16 protein-coding genes and 2 pseudogenes are annotated in these 18,219 nt (G+C 68.4%); 7 read left to right on the forward strand and 11 right to left on the reverse strand.

The window, feature by feature from the left end; translation table 11 throughout:
- From ACIBK6_RS38795 to ACIBK6_RS38825, 7 genes and pseudogenes are all read right to left on the reverse strand, one after another.
- A pseudogene (locus tag ACIBK6_RS38795) lies at positions 1 to 130 on the reverse strand (IS701 family transposase); the annotation flags it as partial.
- A gap of 228 nt (positions 131 to 358) precedes the next feature.
- The gene (locus ACIBK6_RS38800) at positions 359 to 1,387 is read right to left on the reverse strand and encodes a hypothetical protein (protein WP_399057645.1); all 1,029 of its coding nucleotides are present in this window, start codon (positions 1,385 to 1,387) and stop codon (positions 359 to 361) included.
- The gene (locus tag ACIBK6_RS38805; RefSeq protein ID WP_399057647.1) at positions 1,384 to 2,667 is read right to left on the reverse strand and encodes a hypothetical protein; all 1,284 of its coding nucleotides are present in this window, start codon (positions 2,665 to 2,667) and stop codon (positions 1,384 to 1,386) included. The genes ACIBK6_RS38800 and ACIBK6_RS38805 overlap by 4 nt, the downstream gene beginning before the upstream one ends.
- Positions 2,668 to 2,671: 4 nt before the next feature.
- Entirely contained in the window at positions 2,672 to 4,561 is a 1,890-nt protein-coding gene (locus ACIBK6_RS38810) for a TIR-like protein FxsC (RefSeq protein ID WP_399057649.1), read from the reverse strand.
- A gap of 155 nt (positions 4,562 to 4,716) precedes the next feature.
- Positions 4,717 to 4,914, reverse strand: a complete 198-nt coding sequence (locus tag ACIBK6_RS38815; protein WP_399057651.1) for a hypothetical protein — start codon at positions 4,912 to 4,914, stop codon at positions 4,717 to 4,719.
- Between the two features lie 484 nt (positions 4,915 to 5,398).
- Positions 5,399 to 6,859, reverse strand: a complete 1,461-nt coding sequence (locus ACIBK6_RS38820) for a sensor histidine kinase (protein ID WP_399057653.1) — start codon at positions 6,857 to 6,859, stop codon at positions 5,399 to 5,401.
- Positions 6,852 to 7,544 carry a response regulator transcription factor gene (locus tag ACIBK6_RS38825; RefSeq protein ID WP_399057655.1) on the reverse strand — a complete coding sequence of 231 codons (693 nt, stop codon included), beginning with the start codon at positions 7,542 to 7,544 and terminating at the stop codon, positions 6,852 to 6,854. The genes ACIBK6_RS38820 and ACIBK6_RS38825 overlap by 8 nt, the downstream gene beginning before the upstream one ends.
- Before the next feature lie 496 nt (positions 7,545 to 8,040).
- Here ACIBK6_RS38825 and ACIBK6_RS38830 point away from each other — a divergent pair, with 496 nt between their 5' ends.
- From ACIBK6_RS38830 to ACIBK6_RS38850, 5 genes are all read left to right on the forward strand, one after another.
- A complete protein-coding gene (locus ACIBK6_RS38830; RefSeq protein ID WP_399057657.1) occupies positions 8,041 to 9,513 on the forward strand; it encodes a peptidoglycan-binding protein in 1,473 nt (490 codons plus the stop codon).
- Complete coding sequence (locus ACIBK6_RS38835; RefSeq protein WP_399057659.1) at positions 9,510 to 10,262, forward strand: ABC transporter ATP-binding protein; 753 nt, start codon at positions 9,510 to 9,512, stop codon at positions 10,260 to 10,262. The genes ACIBK6_RS38830 and ACIBK6_RS38835 overlap by 4 nt, the downstream gene beginning before the upstream one ends.
- Positions 10,259 to 11,557: an ABC transporter permease gene (locus ACIBK6_RS38840; RefSeq protein WP_399057661.1), complete on the forward strand. Its 1,299-nt coding sequence runs from the start codon at positions 10,259 to 10,261 to the stop codon at positions 11,555 to 11,557. Before ACIBK6_RS38835 ends, ACIBK6_RS38840 begins: the two co-directional genes overlap by 4 nt.
- A gap of 110 nt (positions 11,558 to 11,667) precedes the next feature.
- The gene (locus ACIBK6_RS38845) at positions 11,668 to 12,333 is read left to right on the forward strand and encodes a hypothetical protein (protein ID WP_399057663.1); all 666 of its coding nucleotides are present in this window, start codon (positions 11,668 to 11,670) and stop codon (positions 12,331 to 12,333) included.
- Between the two features lie 296 nt (positions 12,334 to 12,629).
- The gene (locus tag ACIBK6_RS38850; RefSeq protein ID WP_399057665.1) at positions 12,630 to 13,691 is read left to right on the forward strand and encodes an alpha/beta hydrolase; all 1,062 of its coding nucleotides are present in this window, start codon (positions 12,630 to 12,632) and stop codon (positions 13,689 to 13,691) included.
- 459 nt (positions 13,692 to 14,150) lie between these two features.
- Here the strand turns inward: ACIBK6_RS38850 and ACIBK6_RS38855 are convergent, their stop codons facing one another.
- On the reverse strand, positions 14,151 to 14,366 hold the full coding sequence (locus ACIBK6_RS38855) for a hypothetical protein (protein WP_399057666.1): 216 nt from the start codon (positions 14,364 to 14,366) through the stop codon (positions 14,151 to 14,153).
- Between the two features lie 116 nt (positions 14,367 to 14,482).
- On the opposite strand from ACIBK6_RS38855, the gene ACIBK6_RS38860 reads away from it, so the two are divergent.
- The gene (locus tag ACIBK6_RS38860; protein ID WP_399057668.1) at positions 14,483 to 14,614 is read left to right on the forward strand and encodes a hypothetical protein; all 132 of its coding nucleotides are present in this window, start codon (positions 14,483 to 14,485) and stop codon (positions 14,612 to 14,614) included.
- 63 nt (positions 14,615 to 14,677) lie between these two features.
- Positions 14,678 to 15,884: pseudogene (locus ACIBK6_RS38865) on the forward strand (IS3 family transposase).
- Between the two features lie 162 nt (positions 15,885 to 16,046).
- Here the strand turns inward: ACIBK6_RS38865 and ACIBK6_RS38870 are convergent.
- From ACIBK6_RS38870 to ACIBK6_RS38880, 3 genes are all read right to left on the reverse strand, one after another.
- A complete protein-coding gene (locus ACIBK6_RS38870) occupies positions 16,047 to 16,349 on the reverse strand; it encodes a helicase associated domain-containing protein (RefSeq protein WP_399057670.1) in 303 nt (100 codons plus the stop codon).
- A 107-nt stretch (positions 16,350 to 16,456) separates the two neighbouring features.
- The gene (locus ACIBK6_RS38875; protein WP_399057672.1) at positions 16,457 to 16,762 is read right to left on the reverse strand and encodes a hypothetical protein; all 306 of its coding nucleotides are present in this window, start codon (positions 16,760 to 16,762) and stop codon (positions 16,457 to 16,459) included.
- Between the two features lie 998 nt (positions 16,763 to 17,760).
- Entirely contained in the window at positions 17,761 to 18,087 is a 327-nt protein-coding gene (locus ACIBK6_RS38880; protein WP_399057674.1) for a TfoX/Sxy family protein, read from the reverse strand.
- Positions 18,088 to 18,219: the final 132 nt, after the last annotated feature.

Genomic DNA, 18,219 nt, shown 5'->3' on the forward strand with positions numbered 1-18,219 from the left:
CGTCCAGCATCAGGCCCCGCAGATAGCAGTCGCCTTTGGCCCGCTGGTCCTTGCGCGGCACCGAGGCGAACACATCAGCCACGTACAACGCCAACGTCGCCCGGACACGGTTCACTTCATGTGCGTCCACACTCCCAACATGCTCGCGATCAGGACTAATAGGAAGACTAATAGGAAGACCTAACGGAGTCCTACTACGCGCGGTGCCCGAATCGATCACCGATCCCGGACGAATCGCCCGCCTGGACAGACACGACCGGCTCGGCGGAGTAATCCACGAGTACCGACATGCCGCCTGACCTGGCCGGATGAGATATTCGGCAGGCGCAGAGTTTCTTCCGCGCCTCGTCCCTGAGTGTCAGCGCGAATAGTCCGCGAGGGTGAGGAGCAGGTGAGCGGACTCCGCGCGCACGTGGTCGGAGTGGGCGCCTGCTGGGTTAAGGCGACGGCCTCGGACGTATACGTCGGAGGCATCGACGTTGACGAAGCGGTGGTCGAGTGCGGCAAGTGGATACCGCTCGTCAAGCGGCAGCAGACGCGTGGTGAACATGGGCGCGGGTGCAGGGCCGATCCCGGAATGCCCGATGCCGGGCTGCCGCTCGGTTCTCAGATGCCAGAACCCCGTCGCACGGTCGTGACGGGAGTAGGTGGCTACAACGGGTCCCCTGAGCGGAGCGCCGTCGTGCGCCTCGCTCGGCAGGACGTACGGAAAGAGCGACAGGAACGCGTCGCGCCGTGCGGCCATTTGGAACAGCAACATGCTGTCCGCGGTGAACGGGCGGGAGGTTGGGTGGACGGTCGTACTCCAGCCGAGTGTGTCGTCGAGCCGGGCGTCGGCCGCCCACTGCACGGCCTCGCACAGGAAACGGCAGCCGAAGGAGTGTCCGATGAGGTGAAGGTATTGTCCGTCGCGGTTGGCCAGAACGGGTGCTGCTCCGGGATCGGAGCGCTCGGAGTTCAGATAGCCAAGGAGCCGGCCCAAGATGTGCGCGGCGTGTCCGTCTCCGTCGCGGGCGCCCATTGCGTGCGCCCGGTCCCGGATCCGGCGGTAGCCGGCAGGCGTGACCGGGCTGGAGGACGGCCAGCGCACCACGACGCACCACGGGTTGAAGCCCTCGGCAGCCAGGGTCGGATACTGTCCCGGTGCCGCTGCCAGGTTGCGCTGCGCCAGGGCCAACAGCCGCGTGGCGGTGCGATGGGCGGCGGTGGGGGACGTCTGCCACCCGTGTACGTAGACGAGGATGTCTGTCGCCCAGGCGGGCGGGGCCAGGCGCTCTGCGAAGTAGTGGTGCAGCCGGTGTCCGGGCACCGGCTCACCGGAGTCGGCGTCGAGCAGCCAGCCGGTCTCGTCCAGGTCGACGGTCTCGACCACGGCGGAGTGGTTCATGCTTCGCCGCCACTCGCCCGGTCGAGACGGGAGTCCATGCCGCTGTGCAGGGCGTAGGCGAAGCCCAGGGGATTGCGGTACCGGGTGGCGAAGTGCCGGGCCAGCTCGTTCGCGATGCTGCCGGCGGTCGCCTCGCCGCGCAGGTAGCGCGTGACGAACTCGAGGGCGTACTCGGCGGCGAACGCCTGTGGCATGGCGATCTGCGGTCCGAGCACGCCCTCTGCGCCGTGGTCGATGAGCATCCGTCCGAGAAACGCACGGTCCGCGTTCGCCCCGGAGATTCCGGCATGACAGGCGTTGAGCAGCACGAGCGGTCGGAAACGGCTGTGCCGGTGAGCTGCCCTCAGCTCACGGACGATATGTCCGTCGAAGGGGATGCCGTCCTTGAGTCTGAGCACCAGGACGGGGGGTTCGGGCTCGTTGCCGATGAACTCGCCGTGACACCAGAAGTACGTCAACTGCTCGTCCAGATCCGGGTCGCCGAAGTCGCGGACGAGTTCATCGTACGTTGTACGGATGGTGCACTTAGTGTCCTCAGCCAGTGCTTTGGCAACGTCGTCCGCCCGGGTCGCGCGGCCCACGCGGGGGTCGTGGTTCAGGCTGACGGCGGGCAGCAGCAGTGGAGTTCGGGGCCGACCGATCCACGCGTATGCGGCGCCGGTGTGCTCGATCTGGTGCCGGTAGCCGAGGAAGCGGGCGAACAGGGCGTCCAAGTCCGCTGCAAACTCAGGGGATTCCCCGGTCGTGCAGAGCATCGGCCAGGGCAGGTGCAGATCGGAGTCGAACCGTACCCGTAGCCCTTCCCGGGACAGGGCAGAACGCAAGTAGGAGCGGAACGTCTCGGTCTGTACGTCGTCTCCGCGCAGCAGCGTGTCGAAGAGCAGGGATGCGCCACCTCGGGCCAGATCGGCCACTATGCGGCGCAGATGGTCCGCTGGTTCGGCGCTGAGGTCGGCGGCTGTTGCGTACGGGCGATGTCGGTCCCGCAGATCCCGGCCTCGGTCGTCGACCGGCTGGAAGTCAACGAACCTTTCCTTCCAGCGGGCGCAGAGCCGGGCCGCTGCACCGTTGACCTCGTCGGGCCGTGAACTCAAGTCGACCTTGTGCTCGGTGCCCTGGAGTGCCGGAACGGACGTGCCCGACATACGGGCCCGGATCCGGCCGCCGCCGAGAACGTCGAAGCTGACGCGGAGATCGGGCGGTTGCGTCTCCAGATGCGGCAGGAAACGGAACCCGTCGCTGGGGTCCTGGACGACGCGGGTGGTCAGTGTGCGGGGCATCCGGTCAGGACCTCCCCCTGTGCGGCCCCGCCCATCCCTTCCCCACCGAGGCGGGTCCGGGACCTGCAATGTCGAGGGCCGTCTCCACCTGCTGCAGGACGACGCCGGTGTCGTGGTGCAGAAACGTGAAACGGATCCGGTGCCTGCCGGGCTCCGCAGCCGTAATGCGGAACTGCGCGGAAGCGGTGTTCCCAGGGCCATACAGCACCGTGGCCGGTGCAACCTCTGCACCGCTCAGCGGCACGGCCACGACGTCCAGCACGGGCCTCGCATCCCGGCGCGCCCAGGGATGCGCGGACTCGGCCACCAGCTCCACTGTCAGGCGTACTGGAGTCCCGACATAAGGGTCGTCGTCCAAGAGCGTCACGTGAGCCCGACAGCGAGAAGATGCCGACGCTGCGGGCAGCGCCATGTTCCGTGCGCGGAGCGGGGCCGCGGCTGCAGGGGGTTTGGCGCTGCCTCCTGTCGGTCGAGCAGGTCCTGCCGCTGGTCTTCTGTTGGGCTGTCGGAAGGCGGCAGGGCGTACGGCCGTCGGATAGACCGCGGCGTGTCTCAGGTACTGCTGGGCGGCCGCCTCGACCACCTGGGGCAGGAGCTGCGCGAACGCCTCCATGCTGGGAACGCCCCTGACAGCGGCCCAGTTGGCGGCGCTTTCCTGCCGCATCTTGGACGGCATGGTCTCCTCCAGCTGCGCGGTGAGCACCTCCTCGGCGGCACGGCTCTGCTGGTCGTCACCGTTCCACGGGACCACGAGGCTCACCCAGGGCCGGTGTTCGGCTTCGAAGGCGGCGAGTCTGGCACGCCGGAACGGATCGTCGAGCGCCCAGCGATCCACGATAAGGACCTCGGGCCGGTTCGGCGGCTGCTCGCCGTCGAGGTGGAGCACCTCCTCGTCGAAGGAGGAGACGGTGGCCTGGTAGTTGAGCGAGCGCACGATGTCCTCGGCGACCAGCGCCAACGGCCGTGCGGCGGCGGGGTGATAGGGGTTCCAGTCGAGCGGGCTGTCGCCGTAGTACGAGCGGTCCCGTCCGTCCGGGAGGTCGTGCAGGGTCGGGGCGGCGACCGTGACATGCATCGGGCGGGGGCCCTCGTGGGGCGAGCCGAAGGCACTGGGCGCCGTCCGGTAGTCGATGTGCCGGCCGGGTGCCACCCGGGTGGCGTTGGCGACGCTCACAATGCGCTTGGCGAGTTCGTAGACCGCGCGCTCGTACTCCTCGGCGAATACCCGGAGTGTCATCAGCTCGTGCAGGCTGTAGGTGTAGTGGCCGTCCTTGAAGGCCCCGTGGTCGAGCTGCAACCGGGCGGCGGAGCCCGGGAGTTCCTGGGGTGGCACGGGCACCCAGCGCACGGGGACGATGGCCTCGGCGGGCTCGTTGGTGGCGGCTCGTTGGTGGATGGTGCGCTGCTCGAAGGCGTACCATTCCTTGCCGCACTTCTCGCTGGCGAAATAGCGCGGCGAGAACAGTGGCACGAACACCCGGCAGTATGCCAGGGCTTCGCCGAGCCGTTCGGACCAGCCCTCGCCGGACCGTATCTCGCGGTCCATGAACCCGGCGGGCACGCCCGCCGGCCAGCTGGTCAGGGCCATCACATGGTCGCAGAGATCCCTGAAGAAGCGCTCCACCCACATGTCGGGGTCCGGGCCGCCGGCCGTGAATCTCGGCGTGTGCGCATAACTCAGAAAGAAGTACGGCCGAGGTTGGCCGGCCGGACCCGGCTGCGCTGATGCTGGCACACGACCCCCGGAGTTCCCTGTGAGTTTCCAGCTGCGAGCCCAGCATAGGGAGGGAAGCCGCTCGATTGGAATGGCCGCCGCGTTCCGACGAAGCAACGCCCATTCCAGCGCGCCCAAGACAGCCCCGTGCGCGCTTGCACTCGGAGAAGGTGCCGACATGCTGGGCGAGCGGGGCTCGCGGTCGTGTGCTTCGCGGACACCCCGCGGCTACCAGGGTCGAGCTCGCGTGGCACCTGACGAACTTGTTAAGTTGCTGGTGTGGCAGGTGAGTTGGGGCGTGCTGAGGGTGTGATTGTGCCGGTGGTGTCCTCTCGTCAGCCGGTTGCGGCCGCGCCGGTGACGGTCTTCCAGACGGTGAATCGGTCGGCCATTTCGGCGCGGTAGTCGCTGGCCGTGAGCAGATGCTGGTGGGGCCGGAAGAGAGTCGAGATCCTGGAGCACGCGGCGAGGGATCTCTGGGCCGCGTCGGCCGAGCGGGGAGCCCTTCGTGGTGCGCTCGGGCCAGGCGTCACCCTGTGACAAATCCCTTGGTGATCACTGGATGGGTGGGGTGCTGAGCTGGAGATCTAGTGATCGTTTCAGGATTTTGGGCTGTGGTGTGGTGTGGTGTGGTTCTGGGCTGGGCTTTTGTGGGGCATCGGAAGCTGGCGATGAGGTGCAAGTCCAGTGATCGTCTCGGAATGTAGTGATCGGCGTGGGATTTGTTTTTGTCTGCGGCGGGGGTCGAGCCGTGGCAAGGTCCAGCTGGCGGCCGCGCAGAACGCGATCGCGACGGACTGGACGACGGCACTGGCCAAGCTCGGCCTCAAATAGGGCGCGGGGCGTCCTCGTCAGGCCCCGGACCCGGCAGTGGCGGCGTCCACGCCGTCCTGCGAGCGCCCACACCAGGTTTCACGAAAAGCGTCCGCCTCTTGCCCGGCAGGGCGAGAATCTGTCATGCGTGCGTGAGAGTGCGGGGAGGGCAACAGTATCCCGAATGTGAGATAGGGCCGTTGATTAGACACTCTCCGAGTCAGCCGTTGGCAGACGCAGCAGGAAGGTGGCGCCCCCTTCGGGGCCGGGGGCGACGGCTTTAAGGGTGCCGTGGTGGCGGGTGGCGATGTCTTGGGCGATGGCCAGGCCCAGACCTGAGCCGCCGGCATCGCGGTCGCGGGCCTCGTCGAGGCGGGTGAAGCGCTCGAAGATGCGGTCGCGTTCCTCGGGCGGGATGGGTGAGCCGTCGTTGAAGACTCGCAGCCAGGTGGTTTCGCCGACCTGTTCGATGGTGACGGTCACCGTGGTGCGGGCATGGCGGGTTGCGTTGTCAAGGAGGTTGCGCAGCAGGCGGTGCAGTTGGAGGGGGTTGCCCCGGACCGGTGCCACTGCGGGGAGGGGGGCGGTGAAGTACGGGCCGTAGGGGTGACGCAGGCGGAGTTCGTCGACCAGTTCGCGGGCCGTGCCCGCGAGGTCGACCAGGGCGGGCGTCGGCTGCTGGTGGTTGGGGCGGGTGAGGAAGAGCAGGTCCTCGGTCAGTGCGCGCAGCCGGCGCGTGGCGGCGAGGGATTCGCTCGCGGTCCGCGGCCAGTCGGTGTGTTCGGGGTGGGCGAGCGACACCTCCAGACGGGTCTGGAGCGCGGTCAGGGGTGAGCGCAGTTCGTGGGCCGCGTCGGCGACGAAGCGGCGCTGCTGCTCGGTGGACCGCTCCAGGCGGTCGAGGGTCGCGTTGGTGGTGAGGGCGAGCTTCTGGATCTCGTCCTTGGCCTGCGGCACGGGCACCCGACGGGCGAGGTGATGCTCGCTGATCTCGGCGAGCTCGCCCCGGATCGCGTCGACCGGGCGCAGGGCGTGTCGGATCGAGGCGTAGGCGGTGACGGCGACCAGCAGGGCGATCAGCGGCACTCCTGCCAGCAGGGGGCCGTTGAGTTGGTCGGCGGCGGCTTGCGCGGCATCGGGGAGGGCCAGCACGTACACGGTGAAGGTCTCCGGGCCACGGCCGAAGATGGTCATGTCGCTGTGCCCGGTGGTGATCGCCGCGCCCACCGCGGTGAACGTGCGGTGGGCCAGCCGAATGGAGGCCGCCGGGGGCGGATCTCCGGCGCGGTCCGGCACGGCCGCGCCGGTGTGGACGGTGACTGTGCCGGTCCAGGCGTTGGTGGCGTCGACGGGGGCCGGGGGGACCTCCCGCAGTGGGATGTCGAGTTGGTCGGTGCCGCCTCCGCCGCTGCCGATGGCGCCGTCTTGGCGGACGACGACGTACGGCCAGTCCAGATCGGTGGGCACGTGGGTCGAGGTGCCGGACTTGATGACGAGGTCATGGGCGACAGTGCGGGCCTGGACCCGGGCCTTGTCAAGGGTGCTGGAGAACTGGGCGTCGTACAGGTGATCTCGGAGCCACCAGGCGCCGGCCGAGCAGAGTACGAGGGCGACCAGTCCGGCGAGCACTGCGGTGCGGGTCTGGACCGGCAGGCGGCTAATCATGTGAGGGGCCATCGTCAACGAGGCGGTAGCCGGCTCCGTGGACCGTCTCGATGCTGTGCCGTCCAAAGGGGGCGTCGATCTTGCGGCGCAGATGGCTGATGTAGACCTCGATGATCGCCGTACCGCCGGCGTAGGCGTGATCCCAGACCTCGTGCAAGATGTCCTGCTTGGCGACCACCTGGCCGCGGCCGCGTGCCAGACACGCGAGCACCATCAACTCGCGGGCGGTCAGAGCGATCTCCTGCTCCCCCCGGCCACAGCGGAACGTGGTCGTGTCCAGCCACAGGTCTCCGGCCCGCATCAGGCCTCGCCCGGTCTCGGCTTCGCCGCTGCGCCGGATCAGGGCGCGCAGCCGGGCCAGCAGTACGACGTACGAAAACGGCTTGGTCAGGTAGTCGTCGGCGCCGGTGTCGAGTCCCTCGGCCTCGTCGTATTCGCCGTCCTTGGCGGTGAGCATGAGGATGGGGGTGGTCACCCGGCTTTTGCGTAGTTCGGCACAGACCCGGTAGCCGTGGACGCCGGGCAGCATGACATCGAGGATGATGGCTTGGTACGGGTGCTGCTGTGCCAGCTGCAGTCCTGTGAGCCCGTCGGTGACGTGCTCGACCGTATAGCCCTCGCTGCGTAGCCCCTCGCGGAGGGCGTTGCCGATCTGCAGGTCGTCCTCGATGACCAGGATATCCATATGCACCAGCATGGCACGAACATGGCAATCGCTATTTAGCCGCGTTAGGGGCTCTTAAGTGACCTTAACGATTCTTAAGGACCTACGCCCTCCGTACCGTCTACCAGGCACTGTGCACGCTGAAGGTCCACGCAGCCGAACAGGTCGGGGTCGATCCCGACCGGATTTCCTTCACCGTCACGCTGCAACTCGCCCGGCTGTGACTGCGCGGACACGCCTTAACTCACCGGTGCCGCGGCCCAGAAGGCACTTTCGCGTCTACGGCACGAGTGACCGTCCCCACCCAAGCGAAACGCCGAAGTCAAGGGACAGGGGCGCGGATTCGGCTTCTCGCGGCGGTTGTGAACCCTATGCGAGGGCGGTTCCTTAAGGCGGCCTTGGGTTTCTGAAGCCCACTTCAGGTTTTTAGGATCCGCTTAGGGTGCTCGCCCGCAGGCTGTGGTCATGGGTGGAAACGCCAGTGATGACGCAATCAGCCAGAGGCTGAGGAGGGCCCGTGAGTGTGGATGACCGGACCGAGACACTCCCCGCTGTGCGGGACGACGGCGAGCGGGAGGCGTTGTCGGTGATGAGTGAGGATGCCACGATGGGCCGCAGCCGCGCGCCGCATCGAGATTCACGCAAGCGGTGGCTGATCGGTGCGGCCGTGGTGGGCGTATTGGCAGTCACGGCGGGCGGTACGGCGTATACGTGGATGCGTACGGGCTCCGACAGCGCGCCCGCCGCAGGGCCCACCACCGCAGGGACTGCTGAGGTCACTCGCGCTGACCTGAGCCAGCAGAAGTCGGAGGCCGGAACCCTCGGCTTCGCCACCCCGGGGACCGTCAAGGGCCATGGCACCGGCACGGTGACCTGGCTTCCCAAGACAGGCGACAATCTGGCCCAGGGCAAGCAACTGGCCCGCATCAACGACTGGCCGGTGACGGTGTTCATCGGCGCCATACCCCTCTACCGCACACTCGGGGCCCTGCCCGACCAGCCCTCCGGCCCCGCCGCGACGCCCGAGAGCTCGAAGGATTCGGACGGTGCGAAGGATCCGAATAGCTCGGGCAGCCCGAAGGACGCGAAGGACTCGGGAAGCTCGGGCCGCCCGAACGGCGGTAAGGGCTCGGGGAGTTCGACGGATTCCGGAGATGCGGGCAGCGCCGGCAGCCCGGGCAGCGGCGCGAGCGGCTCCGGAAGTCCCACGGACTCCGAGGTCGCCGGGCCCGGCACGCAGGGCGCGGACGTGCGGCTCCTGGAGGACAACCTGTACGCCCTCGGGTACCGCGATTTCGGTCGCCCCGACGACCGGCTCACCGATGCCACTGTCGTCGCGATCAAGCGCTGGCAGAAGGCCCTGGGCATGCGGAAGCCCACCGGGCGCGTGGCCCCCGGCGACGTGCAGGTGCTGCCCGGCACGTCCCGCGTCGGGGAGGTCAAGGCGCACCTCGGTGACAGCGCCGGTGAGGATTTGATGACCCTCACCGGCACCGACAAGGTCGTGACCGTACCGATCCCCGTGAGCGACCTGAGCATCGCGCACAAAGGCAGCCAGGTCACCATCACGCTGCCGGACGGCAGCACCGCCAAGGGCAAGGTGACCCAAGTGGGCACCGTCGCCACCGGCTCGGACGATCAGGGCGGCTCCGGCGGCGGCAAGGGCGCCCAGGGCGGACCCGGCCAAGAGGCGAAGGTCCAGGTCACCGTCGCGTTCGACAAGGCGTCGGAGGCCGGAGACCTGGCGGGCGCCCCGGTGTCCGTCGACTTCGCGAGCGAGGTCCACAAGAACGTGCTGACCGTGCCGGTCGGGGCGCTGGTGGCACTGCGCGAGGGCGGCTACGCCCTGCAGCTCCCGGCGCCGCCCGGCCAAGCCAAGGGCGGCGCACCGCAGTTGGTGCAGGTGACGACCGGCATGTTCGCCAAGGGCCTGGTGGAGGTCTCGGGTCCCGGAGTGAAGGAGGGCATGAAAGTGGTGAGCACCTCATGAACCGCACTGCCGACCCTCAGAGCGCCCTCCTCCATGACGAAGCCCGCGTCCTGGCACCCGTCCTCGAACTCGACGCCTTCTGGAAGAGCTACCCCGGAGGTGTGCACGCCCTGCGCGGCGTATCGCTCTCCATCGCACGGGGCGAACTGCTCGGCATCGTCGGCCCGTCGGGCTCGGGCAAGTCGACGCTGCTGCACATCATGGGCATGCTCGACCGGCCGAGCGAGGGGCAGCTCCGCATCCACGGCCTGGACGTCGCCGCGCTCCCCGACCGGGAGCTGTCCGCCCTGCGCGGCCGCACGCTCGGTTTCGTCTTCCAGCAGTTCCACCTCGTCGACGGCATGACCGCCACGGACAACGTGTCAACCGGGCTGCTGTACGCGGGAGTTCCCGTCCGGCGCCGCAAGGCCATGGCCCTTGAGGCCCTGGCTCAGGTGGGGCTCGCCGACCGGGCGGACCACTTGCCGCATCAGCTCTCCGGCGGCCAGAAGCAGCGGGTCGCCATCGCCCGCGCCCTGGTCACCCGGCCCGCGCTGGTCCTCGCCGACGAGCCGACCGGCGCCTTGGACAGCCGTACCGGTGAAGCCGTGATGGAGCTGATGCGTGAGCTGCACGCCCAGGGCACCACCATCGCGATCATCACGCACGACCGGGAACTGGCCGCCGCGCTGCCCCGGCAGGTGGAGATCCTCGATGGCCGTATCCGCCGCGACAGCGGAGGTCCGGCGGCGGAGGTGGCCGCCGCGTGAGGATCTTGCGTTCCCTTCACCGGCTGCTGCGGCAGTCGGCTGGCCGGCCCGCGGGCCCCGGCAGCGCGGCCTCCTTCGCCGCCCCCTCGGTAGGCCGGCAGCGCGGCCCGGCCCGGCTCGCCACCCGCGATGTCCTCGCTCTCGGTGTGCTGCGGCTGCGCGTCCGCCCCATGCGGGCGGTGCTCTCCGCGCTCGGTATCTCCATCGGCGTGGCCACCATGATCGTGGTGGTCGGCATCCCTGCCTCCAGCAAGGCGGCTCTGGCACAGCAGATGGACCGGCTCGGCACCAACATGCTGAAGGTGACCGCGGAGCAGACCGGCCACACGCCGCTGCCCGAGCAGGCCGACGCCATGGTCGCGCGGATCGGCCCCGTCTCCTCCGCCGCCGCGGTCGGCAACATGCCCAGCGTCCCCGTCCGCCGCAACGAGAAGGTGGACCAGGGCGACACCTCGGGGGTCTCCGTCATCGCCGCACGCGGTGACCTGAAGGACACCTTCGAGGCCAGCGCCTGGGCGGGCAGTCTGCCCGAGCGGGGCGCCGGGAAGCTGCCGTCCGTGGTCCTCGGCCCCACCGCCGCGCACAACCTCGGCATCACCAGCCTCGCACCGCACAAGGGCATCGGACCTCAACTGCTCATAGGCGACAAATGGTTCACCGTCACCGGCATCCTGCGCTCGATGCCCCTGCTGCCCGAACTGGACTCGGCCGCCATCGTCGGCTGGCAGGCGGCCAAGGACCAGCTCGGCTTCAGCGGCCACCCCGACACGGTCTACCTGCGGGCCAACGAGTCGGCGCTGGACGACGTACGCGCCGTGGCCCGGGCCACGGCCAACCCGCAGCGGCCGGAGACGGTCACCGTCTCGCGGCCCTCCGACGCCCTGGCAGCCAAACAGCTGACCGAGACCGCGTTCTCCTCGCTCTTCCTCGGACTCGCCGGCGTCGCCCTGCTGGTCGGCGGGGTGGGCGTCGCCAACACCATGATCATCTCGGTCCTGGAGCGCCGCACCGAGATCGGACTGCGCCGCGCCTTGGGCGCCGGACGGGGCCAGATCCGCGTCCAGTTCCTCACCGAATCCGTGGTGCTGTGCCTCCTGGGCGGCGGCGCGGGAGTACTGCTCGGCACCGCCGGCGTCGCGGGGTGGGCGCTCGCCCAGTCCTGGCCCGCGGTGCTGCCCCTGCCCGCCGTCCTCGGCGGCCTCGGCTCCGCGGTCCTGACCGGCGCCGTCGCCGGCCTCTATCCGGCCGTACGCGCTTCCCGACTGACCCCGACCGAGGCTCTGGCCAACGCCTGACCAGGATGCCCGATCACGGCGCCCCAGCGGGACGGACCCCTCGACCGCTGTTTCTCCACACGACAACGACCTACGTCAACGACGTACGACACAACAACAGGAGTTCCCTCATGCTGCCGCACCTCACCCCCGCGAGCCGCCGCCGACATTTCGCTGGTGCCGCTCTCATCTCGTCCGTCGCGCTGGCCGTCGTGCTGACCGGCTGCGGCGGCAAAGACGACGCGCATGCCTCCGGCTCCGGCCAGGTCGCCTCCGTCCAGAAGGGGGACAAGGGCGTTGGTGACGCGTCGGCGGCGGCCAACAAGAAGTACAAGGCGGGCAGCCCCGAACTCAAGAAGGCCCAGGACAACTACCTGCCCCAGTTCAACACCTGCCTGACCCGGAAGGCGCAGGCGGCCGGTATCGCCACGGAGATGGGCGTGGGCAAGGACGAGGGTTCGGTCACGGCGAAGGACCTTGGCCCGGTCGTGTTCAAGGCCGGCGGGGTGATCGAGGGCAGCCCACTCGCCAAGAAGTGGTTCGCGCAGGTGTATGACCCGTGCAAGAAGGAGGTCCCCTGGCCGGATGCGGACGACGCCGGCGACAAGGACGCCACGCTGGCCACGGCCAAGAAGCAGTACCAGTGCCTGAACAAGGCAAGCCTGAGCGATCTGCACGAGCCGACCAACGACGCCCCGCAACTCTTCACCGAGGACGGGACACGCAAGTACTTCGGAGGCAACCTCGACCCCCGGAGCAAGCAGATCCTGCAGAAGTGCGGGATCCCCCAGGACTGAACCCGGCCCCGGCGGCCGCTATGGGCGGGGAGACCGGACCGCTCCCCGCCCCATGGGCCGCCACGCTGTCCCTTCCCGCACCCCCTTCAAACGCGCCGCGGCTCCGTGACGCGATACGGATCGGCCGACGACGCGATGCCGAGAGCCCGTTCCGCCGTCCATCACCTGCCGAGCGAGCCGCCGTCACGCCCTTGTGAGGGCACCCGAAACCATCCGGAGCGTACGCGATGACCGACCCCCAAATAGAGACGCGCCCAACTCGAGGCCGCCGTCACGCATCCAAGTCCAAGCGCTGGATGGTGATCCTGATTCCCCTGGTCGTGCTCGGAACAGCCGCCTGGTCGGTGCTCGACCACTTCGAGGTCTTCTCGGACAAGGGCGACGCCATCAGCTTCGCGCAGCACGGCAACTCCGGCGGCGGCCACGGCCAGGCCGACGGAAACAAGGACAAGCAGAATTCCCAGGTGTCCCTGCCGACTGGTCCCGAGGCCGATTTCAAAATCTCGGGCACGGTCCCGGAGGACGGTTCCAAGATCGCCGTCACGACGTACCAGGGCAAGAAGTCCGGGTTCAAGGGCAAGGTGTGGGTCTGGGTTCCGCCTCAGTACAAGGACCCCAAGTACGCCAACAGCGGCTTCCCGGTGCTGATCGCGCTGCCGGGCGGCTCCGGATTCCCCGGCAATTACTGGATGGGCACCGACCTCAAGCTGGAGGCGAGCATCGCCAAGTGGTCCAAGGAAGACAAGAGCCTGCCGTTCATCCTGGCCATGCCGGTGCTCAACCCTGAGGATCACGACAAGGACCCGCACGACCCGAAGGCAGGCCTGTACTGGGACGGCAGTGACATCCCCGGCCAGCCGAAGATGGGCACCTGGCTCACCGACGACGTACCCGCCCTACTCAAGGAGAACTTCCGCACCTTCAAGTCCCGCGACGGCTGGGCGTTCATGGGTTCCTCCACCGGAGGCTTCGCGGGCCTGAAGTCGGTGCTGCGAAAGCCGGACCAGTTCAAGGCCGTCATCGCCTCCGGGCCGGACATCGAGCCGGACTCGCGGCTATGGAGGGGGCACGACCGGGAGAAGGCCGAGAACAACCCCAAGGTACTGGCCCCCAAGCTGATCCAGGCCGGGAAGCCGGATGTCTACCTCGCCCTCCAGGTCGGCACTTCCGGGTCTGACGCCCAGGACAAGCCGAAGATCGAGGACTTCGTGAAGCAGTACACCAGCGGCCCGATCCACACGAAACTGAGCGTTATCCAGGGGGGCGGCCACAATGCCAAGACCTATGTGCCGAACATGGAGACCGGTGGCGCGATCCAGTGGATCAGCGCACACATGCAGGGCCCCACGCCGGCGTGATCCCCGCGCGACGGGCCATCTGTGCGATTGCGGTGCTCGGACTTCCAACAGTTAGGGCGTGACAGTCCGGGAGGGCGGCATAACGGACACCTCACCCAACCCCCGAGGCTCACGCAGCCCTAAATCACATCAACTGACCCCGTCGGTCTTGGGAGTGAGCGTTTTCAGCGTTTGATGGGCACCATGGATTCTTCACCAGTGATACGTCATCCGCTTTGGGTGTGGCTCCTTCTGCCGGTCTCCTCGGTCTCGTTCTCCGGCGGCGCGCCCCGGCATCAGGGTGACGCGCTGGGCAGGGTCTTCTCCTGCATGCGGGCGGTATCCGTCTGACTCACCCGGGCGCTGTGGCCTTCCTTACTTGAGCCGCCGCCGGGAGCTCTGGCCTGTCAGGCGGGCTGCCGTGTACCTCGGCGCCGCCACCGCGACGGACACGCTCCAGCACGTCCTGATGGAGAGTCTTCAACCCGCTGGGCGGGACGGGAGCGGGACTGCCGGTGAGGGTGTACCACACTCGTCCGCTTGCGCGTACTGGATCTCGATCTGGGCTCGTCCGTCGCCGAGCGGGGTGGTGGCGACGGTCAGTTCACCCGTGATGACGCCGACATCATCGGTCATGGCGCCGCCAGGACCAGCTTCCACGTCGTCGACCAGCCGCTCCCGAGCCGGCTCGCTCATGTCGTCTCTCATGGTCTACGAGTGTCCACTGCTTGAACATCCGTGGTGCTGAACGGCACGCCGCGTTCGGAGCACGTTGCACACACTGCGGTTGCCGCTGCTGGTACTTGATAGGCGTGATCATCTCCGCTGTGTGGCGCCGCGCCGCCACCCTCGTACTGGTGTGCCTGGCCGGACTCGTCCCGGCCGTCGCCACCCCCGCCTCCGCAGCCCCCCTGTCCCATCACAGTGCGCCGGCCCTGCGGTGAGGCGACCCCCATGGCGTGGACACTCTGACAATGGATCTTGCAGATCCAAGGGAAGGTGTCCTGGTGGGACGGAAGTCTCCGTATCCGGCGGAGTTCAGGAGTGACGCGGTGGCGTTGTACCGCGCGGCGGGCGGGAAGCGGACGTATGCGGCGGTCGCGGCGGATGTCGGGGTGACCGGCGAGACGCTGCGCAGTTGGGTGCGCCAGGCCGACGAGCAGGCCGGCCGCAGCCGCGGCGACGAGCCGTGGAGGGCCGGGATGAGGGCCCGGCTGCGCGCCGAGATCGGGCGGCTGCGCAAGGCCGAGAAGGAATGGGAACTCGAGCGGGAGATCCTGCGCCGGGCAGCTGCCTATTTCGCCCGGGAGGTGAAGTGAGGCCCTGCCGCTGGGACTTCATCTCCGACAACCGCGCCGACTTCGGTGTGCAGCGGATATGCCGGGTCCTTCGGGTCTCCCGCTCAGGCTTCTACCGGTGGCTGGCCGGAGCCGGGGCCCGCGCGGAACGTCGGGCCGCCGACGACGCGCTCGCCGGCGAGATCCGCGAAATCCACACCGAGCACAAGGAGACGTACGGTGTCCGCCGCATCCACGCGGAGTTGCGCGGCTTCGGGCACGTGGTCAACCGCAAACGCGTCGAACGCCTCATGCGTCGGCACGGCCTGCAGGGCCGTCACCTGCGGCGGCGCAAGCGCACCACGGTCCCCGACCTGCTTGCGCCACCGGCACCGGACCTCGTCCAACGCGACTTCTCTGCGAGGAAGTTGGATGAGAAGTGGTGCGGGGACATCACATACGTGCAGGTCGGCGGGACGTGGCTGTATCTTGCCTGCGTCCTGGACATCTGTTCACGCCGGGTGCTCGGCTACTCGATGGCCACCCACATGCGCGCCGAGCTGGTCATCGACGCCCTGAAGATGGCCGTGGCGACCCGCGGCGGCGACGTCGCCGGGGTCATTTCCCATGCCGACAGGGGTTCGCAGTACACGTCGGCTGCGTTCGCGCAGTCTGCGACGGTTTTAGGGTCCGCAGGAGCATGGGCCGGGTCGGCTCGAGCTATGACAATGCCCTCGCCGAGTCGTTCTGGCAGGGGCTCAAGAGGGAGACGATGCACCAGAGGCTGTTCTCGACGGTGCGTCAGGCGAGGCTGGAGATCTTCCAGTGGCTCACCTACTACAACGCTCGCAGACGCTACAGTGCTCTCGACTACCTCTCACCAGCCGAGTTCGAACAAAGGCACCGAAGAGAGCGTAAACTCACGCTTGCAGCATGAACCCCCCGTGTCCACACTCCGGGGACGCCTCAGTCCGGAGACGACTCAGGGCCCGGCTACGGCTGCGGGGCCCCGAGTCTGTGCACCTCTACGGGGGGTTGAGGCGAGTGGTTCAACGAGTTCATCGCCGATCAGTTCCGGACGGCCTGGATCTCGGATGCCCTACGCCCAGTCGATGCCGAGTTCGGCGAGCTGCTCCCCGTTGAGCTTGGCGCGGCGGCTCTTCTGGTTCGACACCCACGCCCCGAGCCGTACGTCATGCTCGTGGCCGTCGACGGTGATCCGTTCGGAGTGCTGCCGCGGAATGACGGTCCGCTGCTCACGCTGGACGTACTGCGTAAGCGCCGCCAGGCCCCGGGCGAAGGCCTCCGCGCCCCGCGCCGTCCCTGCCTTCGCCCCGCCGGCCGACGGGGCCTTACGGGCCTGTGAATCCGTTCTGCGCGGTCCGTGAGACGTCCACCGCATCGCGTCCCGGGCTCAGGGCGGATTCGTACGGTCCGAGCCGCACTTCGTCGATGTCGGCTGCGGATCCGCCTTCCCCACTGCCGCCCCGGAGCCGGGACCCGTGTGAGCTACTTGCCGAAGATGACGGTGTTGTCGCAGCCCTGGCTTGAGCCGACGTTGGTGTTCTGCGTGCCGGGCGAGCCCTTGCTGTTGGACCGGTTGCCCTCCAGGCCGTTCTGGTACCCGGACTGGCCCTGTACATCGGCGTTGTCTTCGACCGTGCTGCATGTGTTGCTCTGGTTGACGACGAGCGTCTTGGTCTCTTTGCCGGCGTGCTCGTGTTCGTCTCCGTGGGCGTAGGCGGTGCCGGTGCCGAGGAAGCCGATGGCGCTGATGAGGACGGCTACGACAGCGGTCTTTCGGGGCTTGCGCATATCTTCTCCGAGCGTTGAAGCGGACGCGTACGCGATCCGCCACGACATAAGGTGACGAGAGGTTAATGCGAAAGTGTCTGAGATCCGTTTGTCGGCGCGCCGGATCGTCTGACCAACGAGCAGGGGTGCCGGCCCTGCGGCCGGCCCAAGTTCCCTGTACGGCCAAGGCATCATGAAGCCTGACGCGGGCGTAAGCGCTCCGCACAGAACCACCCGTGTGGCCGCGTCACGAGCGCGCGGCACCCAGGCTCTTCGTCACTGCCCCAGGGCGCCGACGAAACTCCCGTGCGGCGTCGCCGAGTTCGTCTCATGACGGCGCATCTCGACTGATGAGCGACGTGTGAGTTTCAGTGGGTGGCGTCGGTTGTTTGCACCGGGAGTGTGTGGCGTCTTCCGGGTGGGCGGGGTTGTGGGTGTCGTTTTTTCGGTGAAGGCCGCTGTCGTTTTCCGGTGAGGGTTGAGCGTCGCCTGTATGGCGTAGGGGCCGGTTGTCGGGGTTTTGGGCCCTTGGGTGACGGCTGCTGTTCCTGTGGCGAGGCGGACTGCCGGGCTGAGAGGTCGCCTCTGGTTCACCGCCCGGGTCTTTCTGGGCGGGGGCGCGGTCTGTTCGGCTGTCAGATCGCCGTACAGCGCTCCGTGTTGGGTCTGGGGTCACGGCCGCCGCCGGTTGACCAGAACATCGGCGGTGATGATCGTGCCGCCGACGCCGAACAGCGCGCCGACGCCCCCCGAGGGCGAGAAGCGCCTTGGGGTGCTCGTTCAGGACGTAGAAGGCGAAGAGCCCGGCCAGCACCAGGAGGCCGATGAGCATGCCCTGAACGGTCCGGCGCAGCGAGGTCTCCGCCGGGGTCGGCTCCGGGGTGGCGGGCGGTGCAGCAGGGGGCTGCACCGGGGCCGTCTGCGAGTTCGGGGTCGGGTTCGGGTGAGGCGACCCCGCACTCCGGGGGTCACCTCAGTGATCACTGGTCCTCGGCGCGCGGGCGGCCGGGCAGACCGCGTCATTTCTTGGGTGGAAGTTCTGCGGTGATCTCCATGGCCCACTTCAGCCAGTCGTCCAGGACCTCGTCGTCGAGGGTGTCCTCCGTGAGGACCACCCAGCCGTTCTGCTCCTTGCCGCGGAACACCAACCGCGTGGTGCCGGGGCGGGCCAGGGCCTCGTCCATCCCGTCCGGCCCGACGCGCACCATCAGGCCCTCCTCGTACAGATTGGCCAGCGCGTTGCCCTGGAGGAGGAAGGTGATCCCGCCGAACATCTTCTTCGCGGTCACCCCCTCCGGGTCCAGCCGTTCTTTGATCCGTTCCGCCAGCACCTCGTCGAAAGCCATGGCCTCACGCTAACCGCGCGCCCTGGCGCATGCCCGGCAGCCCCCGTTCCTGAAGGTGTTCGCCGGTCCGCTGGACGGGACGGACTGAGCCTGTGACAAGGCTGTCCGCGCGTTGTGCTCGTGCAGCATTCG

Origin of the sequence: Streptomyces sp. NPDC050485, assembly GCF_044458185.1 — a bacterium.
Taxonomy (GTDB): Bacteria; Actinomycetota; Actinomycetes; order Streptomycetales; family Streptomycetaceae; genus Streptomyces.